At 59.2% G+C, this 15,888-nt stretch carries 15 protein-coding genes; 14 read left to right on the plus strand and 1 reads right to left on the minus strand.

Translation table 11 applies throughout. From position 1 onward, the window contains the following. Positions 1-27 precede the first annotated feature (27 nt). From pap to CKW32_RS17205, 12 genes are all read left to right on the plus strand, one after another. The gene (pap, locus tag CKW32_RS17145; protein ID WP_032888070.1) at positions 28-1,542 is read left to right on the plus strand and encodes a polyphosphate:AMP phosphotransferase; all 1,515 of its coding nucleotides are present in this window, start codon (positions 28-30) and stop codon (positions 1,540-1,542) included. A 1,229-nt stretch (positions 1,543-2,771) separates the two neighbouring features. Then, positions 2,772-3,956 (plus strand): thiolase family protein, encoded by a 1,185-nt coding sequence (locus CKW32_RS17155; RefSeq protein WP_095185477.1) that lies wholly within the window; start codon positions 2,772-2,774, stop codon positions 3,954-3,956. Positions 3,957-4,460: 504 nt separating this feature from the next. Then, entirely contained in the window at positions 4,461-4,982 is a 522-nt protein-coding gene (locus tag CKW32_RS17160) for a fimbrial protein (RefSeq protein WP_032885959.1), read from the plus strand. 50 nt (positions 4,983-5,032) lie between these two features. Further along, a complete protein-coding gene (locus CKW32_RS17165; RefSeq protein ID WP_032885957.1) occupies positions 5,033-5,593 on the plus strand; it encodes a fimbrial protein in 561 nt (186 codons plus the stop codon). Positions 5,594-5,613: 20 nt separating this feature from the next. Continuing rightward, positions 5,614-8,217: an outer membrane usher protein gene (locus CKW32_RS17170; RefSeq protein WP_160016649.1), complete on the plus strand. Its 2,604-nt coding sequence runs from the start codon at positions 5,614-5,616 to the stop codon at positions 8,215-8,217. Continuing rightward, a complete protein-coding gene (locus tag CKW32_RS17175) occupies positions 8,214-8,975 on the plus strand; it encodes a fimbria/pilus periplasmic chaperone (protein WP_095185478.1) in 762 nt (253 codons plus the stop codon). Before CKW32_RS17170 ends, CKW32_RS17175 begins: the two co-directional genes overlap by 4 nt. Positions 8,976-8,992: 17 nt before the next feature. Further along, the gene (locus tag CKW32_RS17180) at positions 8,993-9,574 is read left to right on the plus strand and encodes a fimbrial protein (RefSeq protein ID WP_095185479.1); all 582 of its coding nucleotides are present in this window, start codon (positions 8,993-8,995) and stop codon (positions 9,572-9,574) included. Positions 9,575-9,584: 10 nt separating this feature from the next. Then, entirely contained in the window at positions 9,585-10,079 is a 495-nt protein-coding gene (locus CKW32_RS17185) for a fimbrial protein (RefSeq protein ID WP_233896878.1), read from the plus strand. A gap of 25 nt (positions 10,080-10,104) precedes the next feature. Beyond that, positions 10,105-10,584 (plus strand): fimbrial protein, encoded by a 480-nt coding sequence (locus CKW32_RS17190; protein ID WP_032885951.1) that lies wholly within the window; start codon positions 10,105-10,107, stop codon positions 10,582-10,584. A gap of 11 nt (positions 10,585-10,595) precedes the next feature. Then, complete coding sequence (locus CKW32_RS17195; protein WP_095185481.1) at positions 10,596-11,132, plus strand: fimbrial protein; 537 nt, start codon at positions 10,596-10,598, stop codon at positions 11,130-11,132. Positions 11,133-11,412: 280 nt separating this feature from the next. Further along, complete coding sequence (locus CKW32_RS17200) at positions 11,413-12,372, plus strand: fimbrial protein (RefSeq protein WP_095185482.1); 960 nt, start codon at positions 11,413-11,415, stop codon at positions 12,370-12,372. Between the two features lie 92 nt (positions 12,373-12,464). Then, on the plus strand, positions 12,465-13,421 hold the full coding sequence (locus CKW32_RS17205; RefSeq protein ID WP_032885947.1) for a DMT family transporter: 957 nt from the start codon (positions 12,465-12,467) through the stop codon (positions 13,419-13,421). Here the strand turns inward: CKW32_RS17205 and CKW32_RS17210 are convergent. Beyond that, positions 13,418-14,806, minus strand: coding sequence for a class II fumarate hydratase (locus tag CKW32_RS17210; RefSeq protein ID WP_095185483.1), 1,389 nt, complete (start codon positions 14,804-14,806; stop codon positions 13,418-13,420). The two genes, CKW32_RS17205 and CKW32_RS17210, sit on opposite strands and share 4 nt — an antisense overlap. Positions 14,807-14,985: 179 nt before the next feature. Here CKW32_RS17210 and CKW32_RS17215 point away from each other — a divergent pair, with 179 nt between their 5' ends. Then, positions 14,986-15,501, plus strand: a complete 516-nt coding sequence (locus tag CKW32_RS17215; protein WP_032885944.1) for a DUF2059 domain-containing protein — start codon at positions 14,986-14,988, stop codon at positions 15,499-15,501. A 6-nt stretch (positions 15,502-15,507) separates the two neighbouring features. Next, complete coding sequence (locus CKW32_RS17220) at positions 15,508-15,801, plus strand: BolA family transcriptional regulator (RefSeq protein ID WP_032885943.1); 294 nt, start codon at positions 15,508-15,510, stop codon at positions 15,799-15,801. The last annotated feature ends 87 nt before the right edge of the window (positions 15,802-15,888 follow it).

The raw sequence follows: 15,888 nt of genomic DNA on the forward strand, positions 1-15,888 counted from the left end.
TTGATTGATCTTGGAAGGGAGTTGCCCATGTTCGAATCCGCAGAAATTGGTCACGCCGTCGACAAAGACACCTACGACGCCGAAGTGCCGGCCCTGCGTGAAGCGTTGTTGGAAGTGCAGTACGAGCTGCAACAGCAAAAGCGCTTCCCGGTGATCATCCTGATTAATGGCGTAGAAGGTGCTGGCAAAGGCGAGACCGTCAAGCTGCTCAATGAGTGGATGGACCCGCGCCTGATCGAAGTCCGTACCTTCGATCAGCAAACCGATGAGGAACTGGCCCGCCCGCCGGCCTGGCGGTACTGGCGGCAGTTGCCCGCCAAGGGCCGCATGGGTGTCTTTTTCGGCAACTGGTACAGCCAGATGCTGCAAGGCCGCGTACATGGGCAGATCAAGGACGCGCGTCTCGATCAGGCCATCGCCGGTGCCGAGCGCCTGGAAAAAATGCTCTGTGATGAAGGTGCGCTGATCTTCAAATTCTGGTTTCACCTTTCCAAGAAACAGATGAAGGCGCGGCTAAAGGCCTTGGCCGACGACCCACTGCACAGTTGGCGCATCAGCCCGCTGGACTGGCAGCAATCACAGACCTACGACAAGTTCGTGCACTTTGGCGAGCGGGTGCTGCGTCGCACCAGCCGCGACTACGCGCCGTGGCATGTGATCGAAGGTGTCGACAGCAATTACCGCAGCCTCACCGTGGGCAAGCTATTGCTCGAAGGCATGCAAACCGCGTTGAAACTGCCCAAAGGCAAGGCCAGCGGCATGAACCCCGCGCCGCTGATACCGTCGGTGGACAAGAAGGGGCTGCTCGACAGCCTCGACTTGAGCCAGCATCTGGACAAGGACGATTACGAAGAACAACTGATCACCGAGCAAGCGCGATTCTCTGGCCTGATGCGTGACAAACGCATGCGCAAGCACGCATTGATCACGGTGTTCGAAGGCAATGATGCGGCGGGCAAGGGCGGCGCGATTCGCCGGGTTGCAGCGGCGCTGGACCCACGCCAATACCATATCGTGCCGATTGCCGCGCCCAGTGAGGACGAACGCGCCCAACCGTACCTATGGCGGTTCTGGCAGAAGATCCCGGCGCGCGGCATGTTCACCGTGTTCGACCGCTCGTGGTACGGCCGCGTGCTGGTGGAGCGAGTCGAAGGTTTCTGCTCTGCGGCGGACTGGATGCGCGCCTATGGCGAGATCAATGATTTTGAAGAACAACTGCGTGATGCGGGCGTGATCGTGGTCAAGTTCTGGCTGGCGATTGACAAGGACACGCAGCTGGAACGCTTTCAGGCCCGTGAGGAAATCCCTTTCAAACGCTTCAAAATCACTGAAGACGACTGGCGCAACCGCGACAAGTGGGACGACTACCGCGCGGCGGTGGGCGATATGGTTGACCGGACCAGCACCGAAATCTCGCCCTGGACCCTGGTGGAGGCCAATGACAAGCGCTGGGCGCGGGTCAAGGTGCTGCGCACGATTAACCTTGCTTTAGAAGAAGCGTTCGCCAAGTCCGACAAGCACGATAAAAAGAAGAAGAAATAACTACGCGGTTTGCGCGCCGTGCTGGTTGGGGAGCGCAGACTTTTTTTGGTGAGCTGGCGTTGTGTGGTGCGTTTGCTTTTTGTGGTGAGCAGGCTTTGTATGGTGGGTTCGCTTTTTGTAGTGAGCAGGCTTGCCCTGCGCTGGGGCGCGAAGCGGCCCCAATCTAGTCGCCGCGTTTCTCCAGGCAGAACCCAATGGCCGGTTTTAGGGCCGCTTCGCAGCCCAGCGCAGGACAAGCCTGCTCACCACAAAAAAGTTGTGTTCGCCATCAGGTATAGGCTCACCGCAAAGAGTCTGTTCACCTCAACAAACGACTTCACCCGGGCTAGTTGAGGAGAGCAGGCTTTTTTGCGGTGATTGTGCTTTTTTTGGTGAGCCGTCTGTGTGTGGTGAGTTTTCTTTTTGTGGTGAGAAGGCTTTGTATGGTGGGTTCGCTTTTTGTAGTGAGCAGGCTTGCCCTGCGCTGGGGCGCGAAGCGGCCCCAATCCAGTCGCCGCGTTTCTCCAGGCAGAACCCAATGGCCGGTTTTAGGGCCGCTTCGCAGCCCAGCGCAGGGCAAGCCTGCTCACCACAAAGGTTGTGTTCGCCATCAGGTATAGGCTCACCGCAAAGAGCCTATTCACCTCAACAATCGACCCCACCCGTGCTGGTTGAGGAGAGCAGGCGTGTTTGTGGTGGCTGTGCTTTTTGTGGTGAACCGCCTGTGTGTGGTGTGTGGTGACTTTGCTTTTTGTGGTGCGCCAGCAGTGTGTGGTGAGTTTGCTTTTTGTAGTGAGCAGGCTTGCCCTGCGCTGGGGCGCGAAGCGGCCCCAATCCAGTCGCCGCGTTTCTCCAGGCAGAACCCAATGGCCGGTTTTAGAGCCGCTTCGCAGCCCAGCGCAGGGCAAGCCTGCTCACCACAAAGGTTGTGTTCGCCATCAGGTATAGGCTCACCGCAAAGAGTCTGTTCACCTCAACAAACGACCCCACTCGTGCTGGTTGAGGAGAGCAGGCGTGTTTGTGGTGGCTGTGCTTTTTGGGGGGAGCCGTCTGTGTGTGGTGTGTGGTGACTTTGCTTTTTGCAATGAGCAGGCCTGCCCCGCGCCGGGGCGCGAAGCGGTCCCACCCCAAAGTCCCACTGCTTCAGTCAGCCATGGTTTTGTATATGCCGGGTGAATGATCATCGCGGTTGCCTGGGCCTGGATCTATCCTCGATCCATCGCCCAACAACCATAAGATCGAGGTAGCCCATGCGTGAAGTAGTCATCGTCGACAGCGTACGAACCGGCCTGGCCAAGTCCTTTCGCGGCAAGTTCAACCAGACCCGTCCGGATGACATGGCGGCTCATTGCGTCAACGCGCTGCTCACCCGCAACGGCATCGACCCGGCGACGGTTGAAGATTGCATCGTCGGCGCGGGCTCCAATGAGGGGGCCCAGGGCTACAACATCGGGCGTAACGTGGCGGTACTGTCGCAACTGGGCACTGGCACGGCGGGCATGACCCTCAACCGTTTCTGCTCATCGGGCTTGCAGGCGATTGCCATCGCTGCCAACCAGATCGCCTCGGGCTGCAGCGACATCATCGTCGCCGGTGGCGTCGAGTCCATCAGCCTGACCATGAAAAGCGTCAACACCGATAACCTGATCAACCCGCTGCTCAAAGAGCAAGTACCGGGCATTTACTTCCCCATGGGCCAGACCGCCGAAATCGTCGCGCGCCGCTACAACGTCAGCCGCGAAGAACAGGATCTCTACGCCCTGCAAAGCCAGCAACGTACCGCCCAAGCCCAGGCCGATGGTTTGTTCAATGACGAAATCGTGCCGATGGCGGTCAAGTACAAGGTCGAGGACAAAAACACCGGCGCGGTGCAGATTCTCGACGGCGTGGTCGATCGCGACGACTGCAACCGCCCCGACACCACCCTGGCGAGCCTGCAAGGCTTGAAACCAGTGTTCGCCGAGGACGGCTCGGTGACAGCGGGTAACTCGTCGCAACTGTCCGACGGCGCCTCGATGACCCTGGTGATGAGCCTGGAAAAAGCCCTGGAACTGGGGCTCAAGCCCAAGGCGTTTTTCCGTGGCTTCACCGTGGCTGGCTGCGAGCCGGACGAAATGGGCATCGGTCCGGTGTTCTCAGTGCCCAAGCTGCTCAAGGCGCGTGGCTTGCAAGTGGCGGATATCGACCTGTGGGAACTCAACGAAGCGTTTGCCTCGCAGTGCCTGTACGCGCGCAATCGTCTGGAAATCGACAACGCCAAATACAACGTCAACGGCGGATCGATTTCCATCGGCCACCCGTTCGGCATGACCGGTTCGCGGCAAGTGGGGCATCTGGTGCGTGAGTTGCAACGGCGTAACCTGCGTTATGGCGTCGTCACCATGTGCGTGGGTGGGGGCATGGGCGCCACCGGTTTGTTTGAGGTCGCACGCTAGTCACTTGAGTTTCGCGCTTCGGGTCGTTCGTACTCGATCAATGCAGAGGGGGGCTTGTCCTCCCTTTGCGCATCTGCTGTTCAGTTATCTCAAAACCGCACTTTTAGTTGCTTGCTTAGTTGGGGTTTTCCAACGGGAGCGGTGATTTTTTAGTGCCTGTAATCTCATTCTTACAGATATAATCTTGGTTAAAATATTCTCATTAATCTGCGTGTAGTCTAATTCCTTCAGCACTTTTTAAAGTTTTGGCAGATTGCCATGTTTTTCCTGCGAGTGTTAGTGGCTCACGGCTACTTCGTTAAGGGAAATGGACGGCTTACTTGTTTGTGCGTCATGTACAAACTTTCCCTGTGTTTAGCGGTGTCGCGAATTGCAATGCAATAAGTTGGAAAAACAACTTGGCGGTCACCGACTTAATGGCACGGGTCACACCGTTCGTTTAATCAGTCCTGCGCTGACGTGTTGCAGGACGCCTTATGACATTTGATAAGTGGGAAATTGTGAATGAAAACTAAACTGAAAACTGTGCTCTTGGCTGTCGGCGTTTTGGCGGGGACTGCGTCCGTTGCTCAGGCCGCGGATGGAACGGTCACGTTTCTGGGCTCGGTACATTCGGGCGCCTGCTCCATCAAACCTGACTCCGTCGATCAGACCATCCGACTGGGTGCGATCGCCAAACACCAGTTGGAATCAGGCGGCAAGTCCGAGGCCCGTCGTTTGCTGATCGAGCTTGAAGGCTGCGACTTGTCCAACCTCACCGACAATACCGTCACCACGACCTTCACGGGAGCACCTTCCAGCGTTGTTCCAGGGGCGATCGGCACGGTGGGTGGCGCAGGCGGCGTGGGCATCATGATGACCCACGGCGGTGACGTGGTTGAGCTTGGCGTTCCTACAACTCCGCAGATCATTGCTGCCGGCAATAACACGCTGGAGTTCGGGGCTTACGTCCAAGGTGCCGCCACGGGCGCCATCACTCCTGGCGATTTCAGCGCAGTCACCAATTTCACCTTGGCTTATCAGTAAGTGTTTCCCCCGCCACCGCGGGTGGCGGGGGACGCTGTCGGGAGATCCAGGTGAAAACATTCATGCGTTTCGCTATCGCTTCTTCACTAACGACGTTGGTCTGCCCTTACGTTTTTGCGCAAGAGGCCTCACAGGGCGAGGGCGTTGTCCTGCTTGGGGGACAAGTCGTCGACTCAGCCTGCGGGTTGGAGCTGGCCAGTATCGACCAGACCATCGAGATGCCACCAGAGCCGGTTGGCCGGCTTTTACGTAACACGCGCGGAGAAGACCATCCCTTCCAGTTGCGCCTGATCAATTGCTCGTTGACTCGGCCGGACCCGTTGCGCCCGGGGGTAACTCTGCCTGATTGGGAGCATATGCGAGTGACGTTTGACGGGCCCACCGACAGGCTAGGGCTCTCCTTTGCGGTGTTTGGCGACTCGCAGGGGGTCGCCCTGCACATTGTGGACGCCGCCGGCGAAGAGAGTATTCCGGGTCAGCGGATGGCACCGACACCGTTGGCGGAGGGCGACATGACACTCAACTACAGATTCTATCTGGTCGGCAATGGACTGCCGCTGGTGGCGGGACCCCACAGCGCCGCAGTGCGGTTCAAGTTGGAATATTTTTGAACATTGATGGGCAGGCATGCATGTTGAATACGGCGAAGATCAAAAATACGCTGCGCCCGGGCCTGTTTGGTGGGCTTATATCACTGGCGGGAAGTGCATTGGGCGCCGCAGATATCGAGTTTAATACGGACGTTCTTGACCTGACTGATCGCACTAATATTGACTTGTCTCAGTTTGCGCGCAGCGGGTTTATTTTACCCGGCACTTATTCGATGGTTGTGCAGATAAACGGTCAGCCTATTGCTGAACAACCGGTGGCGTTCTATCCGCCCGATAATGATCCCAAGGGTAGCCAGGCCTGTTTGTCCCACAGTCTTGTGGAACAGTTGGGCCTTAAAGTGTCCGAAGCCGACAAACTGGCATGGTGGAAAGGCGGCGAGTGCCTGGACATTCAAAGTTTGCCTGGCATGGACGTCCAGGGTGATCTGGCCAGCTCCACGCTGAGCATCAACTTGCCCCAGGCATACCTTGAGTACAGCGCCATCAACTGGGATCCGCCTTCACGCTGGGATGAAGGCGTGCCGGGGCTGTTGATCGATTACAGCCTGACGGCGCAGTCCAACTATCAACGAAACGACGGTAACCGCAAAAACCTCAGTGGCAATGGCACCGTGGGGGCTAACGCCGGTGCCTGGCGCCTCAGGGCGGACTGGCAAGGGCGCGTCGAGAGCGGCCGACAAGAAGCCGCAGGGCCTCAAAAGCTGGAGTGGAGCCGCTACTACGCGTATCGCGCTATTCCGGCGTTGAGAGCGCGCCTGTTAGTGGGGGAGAACTACCTGTATTCGGATCTGTTTGACAGCTTCCGCTTTACCGGTGCCGCGCTGAACTCTGATGAAAGCCAGTTACCACCCAACCTGCGTGGTTACGCGCCGGAAGTTGTCGGGGTGGCCAAAACCAATGCGAAAGTCATCATCAGCCAGCAGGGGCGCGTGCTCTACGAAACCCTGGTGGCGGCAGGCCCCTTTCGCATTCAGGACTTGCAGGACGCGGTGACGGGCAAGTTGGACGTGCGGATCGAAGAACAGGATGGCGTGGTAAACAGCTTCCAGATCGACACGGCGGGTGTTCCCTACCTGACGCGTCCGGGCCAAGTGCGTTACAAGCTGGCCGCGGGTCGACCGTCCAATCTGCAATACGGTGCGGATGGCGACTTTTTCGGTACCGGGGAGTTTTCCTGGGGGATCAGCAATGGCTGGTCGTTGTTCGGCGGCGGCATGACCGACAACAACTACCGAGCCGTGTCCGTGGGCGCAGGGCGCGACTTGCTGGCGTTCGGCGCCGTTTCGCTGGACGTGACGCAGTCGCGCGCCCATGTGTGGAACGAGACGCTCTCGGGTAAATCCTACCGCCTTCAATACTCCAAGAACTTTGAAGAGTATGACAGCCAAGTAACCTTCGCCGGTTACCGGTTTTCCGAGAAGAATTTCTTGAGTATGAGTGAGTACTTGGACGCCCGGCATTACGGTTTGAACGGCGAACTCGGCGGGCGCGGCGATTATCGCGATTCAAGCGAGGGCTGGAAGCCTATTGGCGGCAGCAAGGCGCTTTATACGGTGACGGTCAACAAACAGTTTCGTGACCTGGGCGCTACCGTCTACGCCAGTTACCACAAGCAAACCTATTGGGACCGGCCGGACACTCAGCGTTGGAACCTGTCGTTGTCGCGTTACTTCAATGTGGGCACGGTCAAGAATATGAACCTGTCCCTGAATATGTATCGCACCCAGGAATACAACTACAACGACAACGGCATGGCGCTGACGGTCAGCCTGCCGTTTGGACGCACCGGCACCCTGTCGGCGGATGCCAATAGGGCCGCCGGCAAGAACACCTTTGCAACCCGCTACAGCGATCGGATCGATGAGCGCAACAGCTACCAGCTCAGTGCCAGCAATGCCTACGGCAGTGGGTATCTGAGTCATATGGGGGATCAGGCCGACATCGATATCAGCGCCAGTACGCAAGAGGGTGGCTACAGCAGCCTGGGTGTGTCTGCCCGTGGTGGTGGCACGCTCACGGCCCACGGTGCGGCTCTGCACCGTACCACCAGCACCGGCGGCACGCGCCTGATGATCGATACCGGTGGGGTGCCCGATGTACCTGTACGCGGTTACGGCTCACCGACTCGCAGTAACGTCTTTGGCAAGGCTGTCATCTCCGACATCAGCAGCTACCAGCGTACGGTGGCCAGCGTTGATCTGGAGCGCTTGCCGAGCAATGTCGAAGCGACTGAGTCGGTCACGCAGTTAACGCTCACCGAAGGAGCGATTGGTTACCGCGCGCTGGATGTGATTGCCGGCGAAAAAGCCATGGCCATTCTGCGCCTGCCGGATGGCAGTTCACCGCCCTTCGGCGCGACGGTGAAGAACATGAAGCAACAGGACACCGGGATTGTGAATGACAGCGGCAGTGTCTACCTGAGTGGCTTGCGGGCTGGCGAGCAGATGGTCGTCAGTTGGGGCGGCGACGAACAATGCGTCCTTACGCTTCCCGCCATCCTGCCCGTTGATGGTTTGACGGACACCTTGCAACTGGGCTGCCACAGGATCGCCGCAACCCCATCTTTGCCCGGGCCAGCCACGCTGACCGGGGAACTTATTGATACGGAGAACACAGCCTCATGATGCTTGATATGCGCCTCACCCCTCCGGCTTTCGCGCTCCTGGCTCTGGTTTTGAGCCAGAGCGCCGGCGCCGCCGTCGGCCTGGACCGTACCCGCGTGATTTTTGATGGCGGCAAAGATGCCACCAGCGTGAGCATTACCAACAACAATACCCAGCTGCCGTATCTGGCCCAAGGCTGGATTGAGGATGAGGCGGGTAAAAAAATCACCTCGCCCTTGATCGTGCTCCCGCCGGTTCAACGCTTGGAGCCTGGTAAACAAAGCCAGGTGAAAGTTCAGGCTTTACCGGCAGCCAAGTCGTTACCGCAGGATCGGGAGACGGTCTACTACTTCAACTTGAGGGAAATCCCGCCGCGCAGCGATAAATCCAACACCCTGCAAATTGCATTGCAGACCCGCATCAAGTTGTTCTATCGACCACAAGCTATTACGCCAAGCCAGCAAGACCTGTCCAACCCCTGGCAGCAGAAACTGACCCTGACCCGCGAAGGCGATCAATACCGGGTTAACAACCCGACGCCTTATTACGTGACCCTGGTGGATGCGCGCAGCAGCAAGGACGGCAAAACCGCGCCGGGCTTCGCGCCGCTGATGATCCCGCCCAAAGACGCATTGACCTTGGGCCCCACGGCCAGCGCACTGGGTACGGCCCCTTACCTGGCCTATGTGAATGATTACGGCGGCCGTCCGCTTCTGGCCTTCACCTGCAATGGCAACACGTGCCAGGTGAACACGCAGGCCGCATTGCCGAAAGAGTAATGCGGCTGGAGAACGTCATGAAATCGAACAATGTGAAGGTCTTGGGCAGCTTGTTGTGGCTCCTGGCGATGGGCGTACACGCCGAGGATGACGAGGATATTGAAGGTATGAGCGGGATGCTGAATGTGCTCGGGTCCATGCATGAATCGCCTTGCAGCCTGGAGATGGCGTCACTGCATCAAACGGTTGATCTGGACGCCGTGTCGAGCAGCCAGCTGCAGCGGCCCGGTGACCAGGCGACTGCAAAGGCTTTTCAACTGCGCTTTACCGATTGCCAGCGCACCGCCGGCCGCGTGCGCAGTGAACGCACCGGCAACCTGGTATGGAGTGCCTACCAACCCGTGCTGTCGGTGGCGTTTTCTGCGCCTGCCGATCCCGATGATCCACGGCTGGTCAAAGTGCAAGGCATCACCGGGATGGGCCTGCAATTGACCGACGCCCTGGGCCGGGACGTCCAGTTGGGTTCAAGGGGCGAAGCTTTGTTTCTGCCCGTGGGACGCAACATTCAGACCTGGCACGTACGGCCCACACGCACCGCTGCGCCACTGACCAGTGGAGCATTCAGGGCCGTGGTGGATTTCAGGCTCAACTATGAGTAAGGGCAGAGCGATGGATAGACCAATCAGCCCACGGGCCATTCTGATCGCTGTTTGCCTGATAGGGGCCGTCAGCCAGAGTGTGCAGGCACAGACCAATTTGACGATTCGCGCGGTCATCATTGCCCCTCCGCCGTGTGTCATTAACAGTGGCAATACGCTGGACGTGCCGTTTGGCAATGACTTGCAGACGTCACGGGTGGACGGGGTGAATTATCGTCGCGATGTGCCGTACACCGTCACCTGCAGCGCTCCCCACAGCAATGCGTTGACCCTGGCGCTCAACGGCACAGGCGCCTCGTTTGACAGCCGCGTGCTCTCTACGCGCAAGGCGGACCTTGGGGTCAAGCTTTTCGTGAACGGCGCTGACTGGCCGCTCAACACCCGGGTGAACTTTACCTATCCCAATTTCCCGGTGGTGCAGGCGGTGCCCGTCAAACGCGCGGGCAGCCAACTGAGCGGCGGGGCGTTCGATGCCGCTGCGACCCTTGTGGTCGATTACCAATGACGGCGACCTATATGAGGAACGACCAATGAAGGTTTGGCCACAGCGAGCATTGCTCGCGCTGTGCTCCATCGGCCTGTGCAATGTTGCATCGGCCAACCTGACGTTCAGCGGTACGTTGAACGAGCCGCCACCCTGCACGATTGAAGGTGGCAAGACCATTGAAGTCGACTTTGGCGACGTCGGGGTCAAGCGCATTGATGGTGTGAAATACCGAAAAGGTATCGGTTACGCGATTAATTGCGGCACCGACACGTTGCCGTGGGCGTTGAAGTTGAGTGTCAACGGCACCCCCACCGCGTTTGATGGCTCTGCCGTGCAGACCAGCGTGCCGGCGCTGGGTATTCGGGTTTTTCAGAACAGCCTGCCATTGCCCCTCAATACGCCAATGGACATCACCCTGTCGTCACCGCCGACATTGGAGGTCGTTCCGGTGCAACAGCCCGGGGCAGTCCTGACGCCGGCCCGGTTTACGGCGGTGGCCACGTTGTTGGCCGAATACCAGTAGGAGCTGAGTCGATGCGATATGAAATTGTGCATAAGGGTGCGTTGGCAGTGCTGCTCGTCCTCGGCCTGACCCCCTTGGGGTATGCGGCGGACAACCTGAGCTTCAAGGGCAACCTGGTTGAAGAGGCCTGCACACTGCGCCCCGGTGACGAGGCCGTAACTCTGGAATTGTGGGACCTGACCAGCAAATACCTCTATCTCAACACGCGATCCGTGGGCAAGCGTTTCAGGCTGCACCTGGAGGATTGTGACACCACGATCGGCGACTCGGTGACCATCACGTTCGGCGGCACGGAAAACACCGCGCTGCCCGGTTTGCTCGCGCTCGATGGCGGCAGTGGTGCCTCGGGGATCGGGGTGGGCATGGAAACGCTGAGTGACAAGCCCTTGCCCTTGAATGCCGTCAGCGACAGGCAACTGCTGAGCGATGGCAGCAATGTCATTGAGCTCAAGGCCTACGTACAGGGCGAGCCGAATGCGATCAGGGATCAAACCATCGGGCACGGCGCGTACACGGTGACCTCCACTTTTACATTGGACTATCCGTAATCGTTCACAGCTGAAAGTGGCCTTGGCTAACCTCCAGCGCCTCCGGGGGGGCTGCAAGGCACGGTGTGACGTGCGATGAGTATTCGGATTTTTCACGACAGCTTGCCAGTGCCCCTCATTACGTCAGTGGACATCACCTTTTCGTCACTGCCGACATTGAAGGTGGTGGCAGTGCACATAAAAAGCCTCAGGCGAACCTCAACGCTCTCTCGGGCGGCTTTGACGCACACGGTGAAAGCGCGTTGGGTCACGCGGGGAGACAGGCAAAGAGAGATTAGAAATGAAACGATTATTTGGAACCACGGTGCTTCTCGTCTTGATTGGCGTGACTACAAACTTGCGCGCTGCTGAGTGCCGGGTAGACGGTGGTGCGTGGATAGGCGGAAACCCTAACCTGCAGGTTCCCGTCAGGGTTCAGGCGGATGCTGATAAGACACGTATCATGCTTGAGGGCGCGAATCTTGAGTGCAGGTTTAAACCCTTCCCGGGCTTTCCTCCCTCGAGAGAGGACTACTGGCGAACCTCGACCAGGGTCGGTTCGGCCTGGACTCCAGGCCCAAAGTTTGCCGCCCAAATCACCGGCCTTCGTATAAATGGAGCGTTTTACAACAATCCCGTTCCCAACGGCATTTATATCGCCACGATGCCCAATAACCTCATCGGTTATCCCATCAATGTGACCCCTTACATCATGCTGCGTAACAATCCCAGCAACCCCATCGACATTCGCGTAGGGGACGCCCTCGGTGTGCTGCGTCTGGAGCAGACAAACAATTACGACACATCCTCGGCGAGTCTGACGGTCACTTATTACGCCGCCAACAATTTCACCATCTCGCCCTCAACCTGCACGATCAACAATAACAACCCGATCGAAATCAACTTCGGCGACGTCCACCAACGGGCAATCGGCACCGATCCGCTGTCAACGTCCGTGGTCAGTAACCGCAGACTCACTTACTCGTGCCCGGACGGCGGAATCAACACACCGATCACCATTACTTATAAAGGCACGCGCTCCTCGTTCGACTCGCGGTTGCTGCTCATGAGCAATGCCGACGTGGGCACGGCGCTCGTGCGCGGCGGGGCTGCGGTAGCCGTTAACGGTTCATTCCTCACCCGAATCACCAACAGTGTGGGCGGAGACGATGTGACGTTTTCGCTGGTGCGGCGAACCGGCTCACTGCCGACTCCGGGGGCTATCAGCGGCAGCGGTGTACTGGTGATGGGGGTGCCATGACTCGGTCTGCGGCAGATGAATGATCGATACCCAAAACACACCGCATCGCCCTAGAATGCCAGCTCCTCCACCTCTGGTTTTTTGGGGCACTCATGCACATCTCTTCCGGCCGCTGGGTCTATGGCTTTGGCTTGACCCTGCTGACCGCGTTCCTCTGGGGCATTCTGCCGATCAAACTCAAGCAAGTGCTGCAGGTGATGGACCCGATCACCGTCACCTGGTTTCGCCTGACCGTGGCCGGCGGTTGTCTGTTCGTCTACCTTGCGGCCACCAAGCGTTTGCCCAGCCGCAAAGTGCTCGGCCCCAAGGGCGGTTGGCTGGTGGCGATGGCGGTATGCGGCCTGGTGGGCAACTACGTGTTGTACCTGGTGGGCCTGAAATCGCTCAGCCCCGGCACCGCACAGTTGGTCGTGCAGATGGGGCCGATCTTTTTGATGATCGCCAGCGTGTTTGTGTTCAAGGAGCGTTTCAGCCGCGGGCAAGTGGTGGGATTGGTCGTCTTGATCGCAGGCTTCGGCCTGTTCTTCAACCAGCGCCTGGAGGAATTACTGACGTCCCTCGGCACTTACACCGCCGGGGTGCTGACGATCCTGCTCGCCACCTCGATCTGGGTGTTCTATGCCCTGGGTCAGAAGCAATTGTTGACCGTGTGGAATTCGCTGCAAGTCATGATGGTGATCTACCTCACCTGCGCCTTGTTGCTCACGCCCTGGGCCCATCCGTTGGAAGCGCTGCAACTGAGCCCGCTGCAAGGCTGGCTGCTGTTGGCGTGCTGCATGAATACGCTGGTGGCCTACGGCGCGTTTGCCGAAGCCCTGGCCCATTGGGAAGCCTCGCGGGTGAGTGCGACCCTGGCGCTCACGCCGCTGGTGACCTTTGTGGCGGTCGCCTTGGCGGCCTGGCTATGGCCGGACTACGTGCAGGCAGAAGAGATCAACGCCCTGGGCTATGCCGGGGCGCTGGTGGTGGTGCTGGGGTCGGCGACTGTCGCGCTGGCGCCGTCGTTGCTCGCCGGGCTCAAGGCCCGGCGGCTGCGTTTGGCGTCTTAATGCCCGGCTTCGAGCATATTTTCCGGGCGTACCCACTGGTCGAACTCTTCGTCAGTGAGGTAGCCCAACTCCAGCGCGGCTTCCCGTAGCGTCAGCCCCTCGGCGTAGGCTTTCTTGGCGATCTCTGCTGATTTGTCGTAGCCGATATGCGGGTTGAGCGCCGTCACCAGCATCAGTCCGCGCTCCAGGTGTTCGGCCATTTTCTCGGCGTCGGGCTCCAGGCCGGCAATGCAATGCTCCTGAAAGTTATTGCAGCCATCGGCGAGCAGGCGGATCGACTCCAGCAGGTTGTGGATGATCACCGGCTTGTACACGTTCAACTGCAAGTGTCCCTGGCTCGCGGCCATGCCGATGGTCACGTCGTTGCCCAGTACTTGGCAGGCGAGCATCGACAGCGCTTCGCACTGCGTCGGGTTGACCTTGCCCGGCATGATCGAACTGCCCGGCTCGTTGGCCGGCAGCTTCACTTCCGCAAGCCCCGCGCGCGGTCCGGAACCGAGCAGGCGCAGGTCGTTGGCGATTTTCATCAGGGCCACGGCCAGGGTTTTCAGGGCGCCGTGCAACGTCACTAGCGGCTCATGGCCGGAGAGGGCGGCGAATTTGTTCGGTGCGGTGACGAATGGCAGCCCCGAGAGCGCTGCCAACTCGGCTGCAATGGCCTCGCCAAAACCATGGGGCGAATTGAGCCCGGTGCCCACGGCCGTGCCGCCCTGGGCCAGTTCACACACTTGGGGCAGGGCGCTGCGGATGGCGCGTTCGGCGTAGTCGAGTTGGGCGATAAACGCCGAGAGTTCCTGGCCGAACGTGATCGGCGTGGCGTCCATCATGTGCGTGCGGCCGGTCTTGACCAGCTTCATATGCCGCGCGGCCTGCTCGGCCAGACCGCCGGAAAGCGTAGCGATCGCCGGTAACAAACGTTGATGGACGGCCTGCACCGCCGCAATGCTCATGGCCGTCGGGAAGCAATCATTGGAGCTCTGGGAACGGTTCACATGGTCGTTCGGGTGCACCGGGCTCTTGCCGCCGCGTTGATTGCCTGCCAGTTCGTTGGCACGGCCGGCGATCACTTCATTGGCGTTCATGTTGCTCTGGGTGCCGCTGCCGGTCTGCCACACCACTAATGGGAATTGGTCGTCATGGTTGCCGGCGAGGACTTCATCGGCGGCCTGTTCGATCAGGCGGGCGATGTCGGCGGGCAGGTCGCCGTTGCGGTCGTTGACCCGCGCGGCAGCCTTTTTGATCAGGGTCAGGGCGTGCAATACCGGCAAGGGCATGCGCTGGTCGCCGATGGCGAAATTCACCAGCGAGCGTTGGGTCTGGGCGCCCCAGTAAGCGTCATCCGGGACATGCACTTCTCCCAGGCTGTCGGTTTCGATACGGCTCATCGGGCACACTCCTTAGGTTCGTTTGCGCAGTTTAGGCCGTGATTGACCTGGTGGGTTCCCTAAAAGACTTTTCATCGGGCAATCCGCGCCCGGCAAGGCCTGGGGTTGAGCCGCGAGGTTTTTTAGGCGCAGAATGGGCGCCCTTGGGGTCTTACCTCGCCAGCTAGAAAGGAAACTCGATGACTCGTCTTCGTGCCATCTGTACCGCGGTTGCTCTGGTTTGCGCCAGCGGCCAGGTTTTTGCCGATACCGCCAGCCACAACGCCAGTGCCGAAGCCTTCCTTACCCTGGCCCATGCCGACAAGCTGGGTACCCCGGTGTACATGCAAGTGCAGCAAATGTTCGCCCAGCGTTTCGAGCAGACTAAGGCGCCTGCCGCCAAGCAGTCCGTATTGGACAGCTACCAGGCCAAGGCCAACGCCGCCCTGGACCAAGCTATCGGCTGGCCGAAGCTGAAGCCGGACATGGTCAAGCTCTACACCACCAATTTCAGCGAATCCGAGCTCAAGGACCTGGTAGCGTTCTACCAGTCGCCACTGGGCAAGAAAGTCCTGGAAAAAATGCCGCAACTGACCCAGCAATCGGCCCAGATGACTCAGGCCAAGCTGGAAAGCGCCGTTCCGGTGGTCAACAAGCTGTTGGAAGACATGACCAATGAGCTGACGCCTAAAGCCGCTCCGGCCAAGAAGAAGTAAGCAGGAATGATCATGCAACAGCGTATCGAAACGGCGCTCGCCGCCCTGGACCCGCAACACTTGAGCGTGCTGGATGAAAGCCATATGCACAGCCGTGGGTTGCAGACCCACTTCAAGGCCGTGCTGGTCAGTCAGCAGTTCGAAGGGCTCAATCGCGTCAAGCGCCACCAGAAGGTCTACGCCACCCTGGGTGACCTGATGAGCGAGTTTCATGCGCTGGCGCTGCATACCTACACGCCTGAAGAATGGGCGACAATCGACGCAGCCCCGGCCTCGCCGACCTGCGCCGGCGGACATTGACGGGTTATCCCTGATAGAATCCGCAACGCGCCGCTTAGTCGGCGCGTTTTTTTTGCATCCGGTTCACCCTTTACGAGGGTAGCCACC

The sequence above is a fragment of the Pseudomonas sp. Irchel 3H9 genome (assembly GCF_900187495.1).
In the GTDB taxonomy this organism is placed as follows: Bacteria; Pseudomonadota; Gammaproteobacteria; order Pseudomonadales; family Pseudomonadaceae; genus Aquipseudomonas; species Aquipseudomonas sivasensis.